General features: G+C 61.2%; 9 protein-coding genes. 2 read left to right on the top strand and 7 right to left on the bottom strand.

Annotated elements, in window-relative coordinates; translation table 11 throughout:
* Window positions 1-224: 224 nt before the first annotated feature.
* The 7 genes from AB4Z35_RS29410 to AB4Z35_RS29380 form a co-directional block, all read right to left on the bottom strand.
* Window positions 225-626 (bottom strand): hypothetical protein, encoded by a 402-nt coding sequence (locus AB4Z35_RS29410; RefSeq protein ID WP_008003960.1) that lies wholly within the window; start codon window positions 624-626, stop codon window positions 225-227.
* 79 nt (window positions 627-705) lie between these two features.
* Window positions 706-2196: an efflux transporter outer membrane subunit gene (locus AB4Z35_RS29405; protein WP_442101076.1), complete on the bottom strand. Its 1491-nt coding sequence runs from the start codon at window positions 2194-2196 to the stop codon at window positions 706-708.
* Window positions 2193-4250 (bottom strand): FUSC family protein, encoded by a 2058-nt coding sequence (locus tag AB4Z35_RS29400; RefSeq protein ID WP_442101075.1) that lies wholly within the window; start codon window positions 4248-4250, stop codon window positions 2193-2195. Before AB4Z35_RS29400 ends, AB4Z35_RS29405 begins: the two co-directional genes overlap by 4 nt.
* Window positions 4247-5299 carry a multidrug transporter subunit MdtN gene (mdtN, locus tag AB4Z35_RS29395; protein ID WP_442101074.1) on the bottom strand — a complete coding sequence of 351 codons (1053 nt, stop codon included), beginning with the start codon at window positions 5297-5299 and terminating at the stop codon, window positions 4247-4249. Before mdtN ends, AB4Z35_RS29400 begins: the two co-directional genes overlap by 4 nt.
* Window positions 5300-5314: 15 nt before the next feature.
* Window positions 5315-5578 (bottom strand): YtcA family lipoprotein, encoded by a 264-nt coding sequence (locus AB4Z35_RS29390; RefSeq protein ID WP_007997408.1) that lies wholly within the window; start codon window positions 5576-5578, stop codon window positions 5315-5317.
* Window positions 5579-5784: 206 nt separating this feature from the next.
* On the bottom strand, window positions 5785-6417 hold the full coding sequence (locus AB4Z35_RS29385) for a response regulator (protein WP_111288967.1): 633 nt from the start codon (window positions 6415-6417) through the stop codon (window positions 5785-5787).
* Between the two features lie 32 nt (window positions 6418-6449).
* A complete protein-coding gene (locus AB4Z35_RS29380; protein ID WP_442101073.1) occupies window positions 6450-7814 on the bottom strand; it encodes a cache domain-containing protein in 1365 nt (454 codons plus the stop codon).
* Between the two features lie 483 nt (window positions 7815-8297).
* Between AB4Z35_RS29380 and AB4Z35_RS29375 the strand changes: the two genes are divergently transcribed.
* The gene (locus tag AB4Z35_RS29375; protein WP_007999289.1) at window positions 8298-10355 is read left to right on the top strand and encodes a carbon starvation CstA family protein; all 2058 of its coding nucleotides are present in this window, start codon (window positions 8298-8300) and stop codon (window positions 10353-10355) included.
* 2 nt (window positions 10356-10357) lie between these two features.
* The coding region (locus AB4Z35_RS29370; RefSeq protein WP_442101077.1) for a YbdD/YjiX family protein at window positions 10358-10505 on the top strand (148 nt) is incomplete at its 3' end.

Below are 10505 nucleotides of genomic sequence, written 5' to 3'. Positions count from 1 at the left end.
ACGTCAGGCAGGCCGCGTCAGCTGGACTCACGACTGCTTCGCAGCCGAACGCAGCCTCGCGGGCTCGGCAGCTGCTACAAAGGGTGTCGCGGCTGAAATTGCTTAACTGACTGGCATTAGCCAGGCGAGGCGCTACTTGTGGCGGGGAAGACTTTTAAAAGACGTAAAAAAACCCGGCTGGTGAGGCCGGGTTTTTCGTCGAGTCTTGCGTTACCGCCCTGCATTCAGGCGGTGCGGTTCTGGATCAGGCGGTCGGAACCACCTTCGGCTACGCGGTTTTGCATCAGTTTGTCGGAACCATCAGCGGCAACGCGATTGCCATTCAGGTGATCGGAGCCATCAGCGGCAACACGATTGCCATTCAGGTGATCGGAACCATCAGCAGCAACACGATTGCCATTCAGGTGATCGGAACCATCAGCAGCAACGCGATTGCCATTCAGGTGATCAGAACCGTCAGCTGCAACGCGGTTCTCGATCAGACGATCCGAACCACCTTCAGCCACACGGCTTTCAATCAGACGATCCGAGCCGCCTTCAGCGACTACAGGTTGAACAGAGGTCGCGGCAAAAGCGTTAACTGCAAAAACCGAGAAAGCGATGCTGAGGAGGGTCTGGCGTTTCATGATCGTGTGCTCCGGGGTGCTTATGGGTGGGTATGGAGCAGATGTTACGCCGTGGATTTTTTAAGAGAATTTCATTGAATCAATGGTGACTATCGACGTAGTCAATGGATGTCGCGCGGTGCACGGCCATGACGTTGCTGGAGCGGTACCCGCCGCCCAGAGCCTTGATCAGGGCAATCTCGCTTTCCAGCCGCTGCCCCTGCAACAAGGCAAGGCCGCTATGCTCGGCCAGCAGCGGCAGGTTCGACTCAAGCGCTGTAACCCTGTCCAGCAGGCCGCGCTGATAATGCGCCGTGGCGCTGTCGCGATTGAAGCGCATATAGCCGATGCGCGATTGCTGCAGCTGCTCCTGCGTCTCCAACCCCTGCTGCTTGCTGCCGGCCACGGCGACATCGCGCACGGCGTCGAGTACGGCCTGGTTGTACTGATACACCAGGCCATTGCTCAAGCTACGGGCATTGGCCAGTTCGGCATTGAGGCGGCCGCCGTCGAAGATCGGCAGGGTCAGCCCCGGTATGAGGTTGATCTGCCGGCTGCCATGGGCCCACAAATCGCCCATGTGCAAGGCGTCGGCGCCGTAAAAGGCCTTGATATCGAAGCTGGGGTAGAAGGCCGCCTTGGCCGCGTCGATGTTCGAATAGGAAGCCTGCACCAGCCATCGCAAGGCCTGCAGGTCAGGCCGCCTTGCCAGCAGTTCGTAACCAAGGCTATCGGGCACCCCGTAAACGTGCTCCGGTAACGTGCGCGGTGCCAGCGGCAAGGTGACGTCGGCCCCCACGCCGAGCAATGCCCGCATGGCCTCGCGCAGTTGCCATACCTGGCTGCGCAGGGAGACAACCTGGCGATCGATCAGTGCCTGGTTGCTCAATGCCTGCTGTTTCAGCGGCTGCGACTCCAGACCACGCTCGATGCGTGCCTGGTGCGCGGCCACCACCTCGGCGGTGATGGCCGACATGTGTTGCAAGTCGTCGAGTAGCTGCTGTGCTGTCTGGATCTGGAAATACAGCATGGCCACATTGCTCGAGACCTCAAGTTCGACCCAGGCCTCTTCAGCCTGACGCGCATTGTGAACCCCCAGGGCGGCGTCGACCTGGGCTCGTTGACGTCCCCAGAGATCCAATTGGTAGACACCACCGAGACCCACCACACCCTCGGTGTACCAAGGGCCGGTAAGCCCGAGGGCTGGCTCGTTCCGGGCGAATGGTCCGAGGAAACCGTTGGCGGAGACGTGTTGGCGGTTGACCAGCGCGATTAACTGGACTTGCACGCCCGTCAAGGATTTCACCGTGTCGGCCTGGGCCCTGGCCTGGTCGATATGGCTGCGGGCGATCGCGATGCCGGGGGCCTCGGCGAAGGCCATTTCAATCAGTTGGTTCAGTTGCGGATCTTCGTATCGCGTCCACCAACGCGCCTCGGGCCAACCGTCGCGGGCCAGGTGCAGGTCGTCAGCCAGACGTAGCTCGGCCGGGTCCCGTTGCGGTGCCAGGCTGCCTTCTTCGCGGATCAGTGCACAGCCACCCAGTAGCAGGCACAGGCCGAGCAGCCATGCACAATGAGCGTGTCTGTTCATGGGCTCGGCTCCGAGAGGGCGTCTTGCTCATAGCATCGCCAGTCCGGTAGCGAATCCAGCAGGTGGTGCAGCGTTCGCAGGTCATGCAGCAGGGCTTCGGTATTTGCACTACCCTCAGCCGTCGTAAAGTCGAGCGCAGGCAAGGCCTCAAGCGCTGTGCCCCGGGTTTGCAGGTGCAGGGCATATCGCTTCAGCCAGTCACTCATTTCCTGTTGCTGCTCGTCCAGCCAGCGCTGCGTTGACGCCGGGAGCTGTGCTTCGAGCACTGCCCGATTGCGCTGCAATTGGCCAGTCAGCAGGAGGACCTCCCGCGCCTTGGCGAGCAGCGTCTGGGTGAACAGTGTCAGCTCTTCATGCTCACCCTGATGCCAGCCGGGCTCCAGGGCCACCCGAGCCAGCATGGCCTCGCATTCGGCGAGCTGGCCCCAGCTGCGCAGACTCTGTCCGTGCAGGCGGTCGGTTGTTTCTCCAGGTTCCAGCGCCGGCAAGCACAACAGCGCGGCAATCCCTTGCAGGACTTCGGCCAGACGCCGGCGCAGGCCGTCGCCTTCGCTTTCCGGCCAGAGCACGCCGTGCACCAGGGTGCTGACCAACACCCCCAGCAGGATACCTGCCAGCCGGTCGCGGATTTCCGTAAGGTCGATGCTCGGGCCAAACTGTTCGAGCAAGGCCAGAGCGAAACAAAACATGATCTGCAGACCGGCGTAACTGATGCGTTCGGAGCCCGCGGCCACCCATGCACCGATGGCGATCACTGGCAGGCTCATGGCGAGCAGGCCGACCAGCGTCTCGATGTGCGGGACAACGAAGACGATACACAACAGCGCCAGTGCGCTGCCCACCAGGCAGCCACCGATCCGCAGCAGGCTCTTCTGGGTCGAGGCGCCGAGGCTGGGCAAGGCAACGATGACGCAAGTCAGCATCACCGTGTGGATACCCGGCCAGTCCACGCCGTTGTAGAACACGTAGCAAATCAGCGTGGCCAGCCAGGTCTTGAAGGCAAAGAACAGGTAATTGGGGTTGCTGAAAGCATCGCGTACCAGCAGGGGCTCCTTGGCTGTCGGAGCACCGGATGGCGTGGCATGTTCGGTAATGGCCAAGGCGCGCAAGGCATCGCGCATTTCTTCCAGCGCAGGGGGGGCCAGCAAGCGTTGCAAGGCTTGACTGTGCAGTACTCGTGGCTGCGACAAGGTGTCGTTATCGATGGCTGCGGCCAGGGCCGCGCAATCCTGACGCAACGCCGCAAGGGCCTCGGTGTCATTGCAGTCGGACACCAGCGCGGCGGCCGCCGCATACAAACGGGAAATGCAGGTGATCAACGCCAGTTGGTCGATCTCCCGGGGGCCTTTCACTGAGCCGCGCATGCTGGCGTACTTCAATAGTTTGTGCAGGCTGAGCAACCCCTGCTGGACTTCTACCGCGCCGATCCGCGCCATATCCAGATGTCCTTCACCTGACGCGGCCAGACGCCTGTCGACCTGCGCCAGCTGCCTGCGCATCGTCTCGCGCAATTGCCTCTGGGGCTCTTTGGGCAACAACACGGTATTCACCAGCAAGGTCACCAGGATCGGGTAGACCACCGCCATCCACACCCACAGGCAGGCGCGCAGTAGCAGCTCCGGTTGGGTAGTGAGGTCCACCAGGCTCTGCACGTAAATGGTGACGATGGCCACCACGAAGAACAGTGGGCCGAGGCGCGTAGCACGCATGGCGAACATGCTGATGAGGAACACCACGCTTGCGCAGAGGATGCGCAGCAACGGGTAGCCATAGGTGAACTTGAGCAGGAGGATGGCAATGCCGATGGCGATGGTTGCGCTGACCATGAACAGGATGCCGACCATGCGCGTGAGCATCAGGTTACTCTGACTGACGAAAAACACGATGATCAGCGACAGCGCCAGCAGCGGCACTTCCAGGCTCATGGAGAGGATGATCACCAGAGCGCAGGCCAGCACATTGCGCAACAGTGCGTTGCCCCGCCCCGGAAAGGGCGAAAGCTCTGTGTCAAGGAAGCGCCAGAAGCGTCGCTCCCAGGTTAACGCTGCACTCATTGCGGCGAGTCCTCATCCTGACCGGCATGAATCAACGCCACGGCCGATGCACCGATGCGAAACAGGTCCGGATCGGGTTTATCGACGCGGATGCGTACCGGAAAACGCTGGGCCACCCGCACCCAGTTGATGGTCCGCGCGACCTTCGGCAGCCCTGCGGCCTGGGCGCCGCCGTCATCAGGGAACACGCCGAAACCAATGGAATCAACGGTGCCGCTGAAGGTGCGGTTGCTGTCGCCCATCAGGTAGAGGGTGCTGCGGCTGCCATTGCGGATCTTGTCCAGTTCGGTTTCGCGGAAGTTTGCCACTACGTACCAGCGACGTGTGTCGATCAGGCTGAAGAGGGGATGACCGGCGGCAGCGAACTGACCGTTGGAGGTGGTCAAACCGACGATGAGTCCGTCGAAGGGCGCGCGTACCACGCTGTGCTCAAGGTCCAGTTCGGCGCGGGCTATCTCCGCTTGTATCACTGCGCGCCTGCTCACCAGTGCATCGACCCCGCTGACCGCGGCGGCAGCCTGTTTGGCCTGCAACAGCGCCGCATTCAATTCGGCACGAGCGCTCTTGGCGGCGGTGCGGGCCTGATCCACCTGTTCCTCGGAGACGTAGCCAGGTTTCAGCAAGGGTTCCATGCGCCGCAATGTGTCGGCGCTCTGCGCGGCGGCGGCCTTGGCGCGTTCGACACTGGCTTTCACCGCTTCGGAATTGAATTGTTGGGCATCAACCTGACGCTGGCTCAGAATGATTTCCTTGTTCAGCGCTTGTAGTGAGGCCTGAGCCTGGTCCAGCACGTCCTGATACACCCGCGCGTCGATGCGCAGGAGTACGTCTCCCTGTTTCACCTGCTGGTTCTCACGCACGGGCAGTTCTTCGATGCTGCCGCTCACCTCCGGGGTGACGTTTATGGTGTCGGCATACACGTAGGCATCATCGGTACGTGGGGTGGTGTCCAACCGCCAGACCACCCACAGCAGCATCACCAGCGTCAGCCCGAGCAATACGAGAACGATCAAGCGTCGGGGCAGTTTGTTCACAGCGGATTCGCTCATGATGCAAGTCCCCGGTCAATTCTGGAAAAACAGCAGCCAGGTGCTCATCGACAACAACGCGGTCAAAACCGGATAGGTCAGAACTGACGGCACCAGCCAGGCTGCGTAACCTAACCGTGCAAGCAGTGCCTGAAGCACAAAGGCCAGCAGCATGCCGGCGAGAATGCAGAACAGCCAATCGGGGAAGTAGGCCCCCAGAACTGGAATCGAAGGGGCATTGGAGCAGCCCGATAGCGGAGCAATCAGCAATAGTGCCAACACGTTGTGTTCACGGCTCATTGTAAGCTTCCACCCCATTGCAATGCGGCAATTGGCCGATGCTACCTACATTATTGGCCTCGTGGAAATGTAGCTAATTTTTGGCCCGTCACCCCGGATGGGCAGAGGATCCAAAGCAATTACCGGGTCTGGAGTTGATAGTAGTAGCTGCTTCGCTCAACGGATTTAAATCGGTCGTTTGTACACGCCTGTTGTTGGTTCGCCCATCACCGCGAAATAAGCCCGTGATCGATGGCGTATTTGACCAGCGCTGCGGGTTTGTCGATGTTGAGCTTGCGCCGAATGCTCAAGCGGTGTGTCTCCACCGTGCGCACGCTGATGTCCAGCTCCCGGGCCATTTCCTTGTTGTTCAAGCCTTGCGCCATCTTCGACAACACCTGGCTTTCCCTCGGGGTCAGTTCGTTGTCGGTGTTCTTGTCGGCGATCAGCCGCTGGGCGATTTCGGCGCTGTAGAAAGTTCCGCCGCTGCTGATGGCTTCGATGGCGGCGATGATTTCCCGTGACGGGGCGTTTTTCAGCACGTAGCCGCTGGCGCCGGAGCGCACCGATTCACTGACGTATTCGTAATTGTCGTACATGCTCAGCACCAGCACCTTGAGCGACGGGTACTGGCTGCGCAGCACGCGAGTCAATTCCAGGCCGTTCATGTCCGGCAGGCTGATGTCGACCAGCAGCAGGTCCGGCTGGCAACGTCCGACCATTTCGATGGCCTCGGCGCCGTTTTCCGCTTCACCGACCATTTCCAGGGGCGACATCACGGCCAGCAGCGCCTTGATGCCGTCGCGGACCAGGGAGTGATCGTCGACCAGGGCGACACGGATCGGGGAGGGCAGGTTCATGCGAGGTTTCACTCTTGTAGTTTTGGGCCGGCTCAGGGTTTTGCGCCAGGTTTCATTGGCAGCAGCACGTCCAGCTCACTTCTGCCCGGCATCGAGATCAAATCGAAGCGCCCGCCAAAATGTTCGACGCGTTCGCGGATATTACGCAAACCAATGCCGGCCTGACGACGTTCGACCTGAGCGACGTTGAAACCGATGCCGTCATCGACCACGGTCAGCCGCACGGACCGCTCACAACCGCGCAGGGTAATGGAGACGTTTTTCGCCCGGGCGTGGCGTTCAATATTGGTCAGGCCTTCCTGGACGATGCGGAACAACGCAACAGCCGCGCCGTCGACCAGTTGGCAGTCGAATTCATTTTCGTTGTACGTCACGGTCAGCCCGCTACGTTGCTCGAATTCCGCGGCCAATTGGCCGATGGCCGCCGGCAGGCCGAGGGTGTCGAGCAACGATGAGCGCAGGTCATGGGAGAGACTGCGGACTTCACCGATGGCATCGCCCAGGCGCTCGGTGGCGTCTTTTAACGTGTTCAAGCCCTTGTCGTGGGCTTGTCCGCTTTCCAGCAGATGGCTGGCCAGTTCGAACTGAAACTTGATCGAGACCAGCACCTGGCTGATGCCGTCGTGCAACTCGCGGGACACCCGGGATCGTTCCTCCTCCTGCAGGCTGACGATGCGCTGGGTCAGGCGCTGCAGTTTTTTGTCCGCCAGGCGATGCTCGCTGACGTTGAGAGTCATGCCGGTGGCGAACACAAACAGCACCGCGACCAGGGCGACCACGGCAATCGCCATCATGGTCTTGCGGATGCCCGTGGCCACTTCGGCACGGGCCTGCTGGGTGGCGCGCTCGACGTCTTCGAGGTAGATGCCGGTGCCGAGCATCCAGCCCCAGCGATCGAGCATCACCACGTAGGCGAGCTTGTCGGTCACCTGGCCGGAAGAGGGTTTGTTCCAGGCGTAGCGTTGAAAGCCTTCGCCCGATTGCGCGCTGTGCAGCAGCGCCTGAATCACCGGCAGGCCGTGGGGGTCTTTCATGTCCCACAGGTACTGGCCCACCAGTTCCGACTGGCGCGCATGCATCAGGCTGCGGCCTTCGCGGTCGTAGACGAAGAAATAGCCGTTGATGCCGAAGCTGAGCTTGCGCAGTTCCTCCAGCACTTGCTGCTGGGCACGGGTGTCGCCGTGGCCGTCGTCGTACAGGGGGGCGATCAGGCTCTGGGCCATTTCCACGTAGTTTTTCAGCTCCGCGCGCTTGCTTGCCAGAATGCTGTCTTCGATCAGTTGTGCCTGCTGATCGCCCAATTGGCGGTTCAGGGAAATCACCAGCGCGCAGATGACGGCAATGGCCAGCACCAGCGGCAGAATCCCGAGGGCGACAATTTTGTGTTTGAGCTGCATGTTGACTCCTGCCCGCGCGAAGGCTCGGGATCATATGCCAAAGAGGCGCTCGGCCTGTAGCGTTGCTGGACGGAATGACCGGTTGGGAGTGTGCAAAACCTGTGGGAGCGAGCTTGCTCGCGATGAGGGAGGCACATTCGGAAGTGATGTGGCTGAAAGTCCGCTATCGCGAGCAAGCTCGCTCCCACATTTGATCGGAGGTGGCCCTGGATCCGGTGGTCAACCCACATCCCCTGTGGGAGCGAGCTTGCTCGCGATGAAGGCGGTACATTCAGTAGTGATGTGGCAGACAGTCCGCCATCGCGAGCAAGCTCGCTCCCACATTTGATTGGCGTGTTCTACGTAGAACTACGTAGATGCCACGTACGTAGTAACGCGGATTTATTTGTGGACGGCATGCGCAGATATTGGGCCAGCTCCGCACCGCGGACACAATTATAAAAATTACCGCCGCAGTCACTGGCTGTCGGCAGGAGACACGCTATGCCCCGTCTGGCTAAACACCTCGCCTGGTTTGCCGTGGCTGTCCTGGGAGCGATTGCGCTGAGTGTCGTGGCCCTGCGCCGCGGCGAAGCGATCAACGCCCTGTGGATCGTAGTCGCAGCCGTCGCCATCTACCTCGTTGCCTACCGCTACTACAGCCTGTTCATCGCCAACAAAGTGATGCAGCTCGATCCCGCTCGGGCCACTCCCGCTGTGCTCAACAATGATGGTCTGGACTACGTGCCGACCAACAAGCACGTGCTGTTCGGTCACCACTTCGCCGCCATCGCCGGCGCAGGTCCGCTGGTCGGCCCGGTGCTGGCAGCGCAGATGGGCTACTTGCCCGGCACGCTGTGGCTGATCGCCGGCGTGGTGCTGGCCGGTGCGGTTCAGGACTTCATGGTCCTGTTCATGTCCACCCGCCGCAACGGCCGCTCCCTGGGTGACATGGTCCGTGAAGAAATGGGCCGCATCCCCGGTACCATCGCGCTGTTCGGCTGCTTCCTGATCATGATCATCATCCTCGCGGTGCTGGCGCTGATTGTGGTGAAAGCCCTGGCCGAAAGCCCTTGGGGCATTTTCACCGTGATGGCGACCATCCCGATCGCGATGTTCATGGGCATCTACATGCGCTACATCCGCCCCGGTCGCATCGGTGAGATCTCGGTGATCGGCGTGCTGTTGCTGCTCGGCTCGATCTGGCTCGGCGGGCAGATTGCCGCGGATCCGGTGTGGGCCAAGGCGTTTACCTTTACCGGTATCCAGATCACCTGGATGCTGATCGGCTACGGTTTTGTCGCAGCGGTATTGCCGGTGTGGCTGATTCTGGCGCCGCGTGACTATCTGTCGACCTTCCTGAAAATCGGCACCATCGTCGCCCTGGCCATCGGCATCCTGGTGACCATGCCCGAGCTGAAAATGCCGGCGCTGACCCAGTTCATCGATGGCACTGGCCCGGTATGGAAGGGCGGTCTGTTCCCGTTCCTGTTCATCACCATCGCCTGCGGCGCGGTGTCGGGCTTCCATGCGCTGATCGCTTCCGGGACCACGCCGAAGTTGCTGGCCAGTGAAGGGCATGCCCGTTACATCGGTTACGGCGGCATGCTGATGGAATCGTTCGTGGCGATCATGGCCATGGTCGCCGCCTCGGTGATCGATCCGGGCGTGTACTTCGCCATGAACAGCCCGGCCGCCGTGGTTGGCGCCGATGCGGTTGCCGTTGCGCAAACCGTCAGCAGCTGGGGCTTCGCCATTACCCCGGAAGCCCTGCAAGCCGTGGCCCACGACATCGGTGAAACCACCATCCTGGCCCGTGCCGGTGGTGCGCCGACCCTGGCGGTGGGTATCGCGCAGATCCTGCACCATGTGTTGCCGGGCGAGAACACCATGGCGTTCTGGTACCACTTCGCGATCCTGTTCGAAGCGCTGTTCATCCTGACCGCAGTCGACGCCGGTACCCGTGCCGGGCGCTTCATGCTCCAGGACCTGCTCGGCTCGTTCGTGCCGGCCCTACGCCGCACCGAATCCTGGACCGCCAACCTGATCGCCACCGCCGGTTGTGTGGCCATGTGGGGTTATCTGCTGTATCAGGGCGTGATCGATCCATTGGGTGGCATCAACACCTTGTGGCCGCTGTTCGGTATCTCCAACCAGATGCTGGCCGGTATCGCGCTGATGCTCGGCACCGTGGTGCTGATCAAGATGAAGCGCCAGCGGTACGTCTGGGTCACCTTGCTGCCGGCGGTATGGTTGCTGATCTGCACCACCACCGCTGGTTTCATCAAGCTGTTCGATGCCAACCCGGCGATCGGCTTCCTGGCCCTGGCCAGGAAGTACAGCGATGCGCTGGCCAACGGTCAGGTGCTGGCCCCGGCCAAGAGCATCGACCAGATGCAGCACGTGATCTTCAACGCCTACACCAACGCGACGCTGACCGCGCTGTTCCTGTTCGTGGTGTTCAGCATCCTGTTCTTTGCGCTCAAGGTCGGTATTGCCGCCTGGGGCAGCAAGGAGCGTACGGATAAGGAAGCGCCATTCCACGCGCTGCCGGATGCCTGATCATGTTCAATGACCTCAGTCGCCTGGGTAAATACCTCGGTCAGGCCGCGCGCCTGATGGTCGGCATGCCCGACTACGACAACTACGTCGAGCATATGCAAAGCAAGCACCCGGACAAACCGGTGATGGACTACGAGGCGTTCTTCCGCG

This window comes from Pseudomonas sp. KB_15 (assembly GCF_052114525.1).
In the GTDB taxonomy this organism is placed as follows: Bacteria; Pseudomonadota; Gammaproteobacteria; order Pseudomonadales; family Pseudomonadaceae; genus Aquipseudomonas.
Note: the sequence above shows the minus strand (reverse complement) of the source record. Positions and strands in the feature narration are given on the sequence as shown.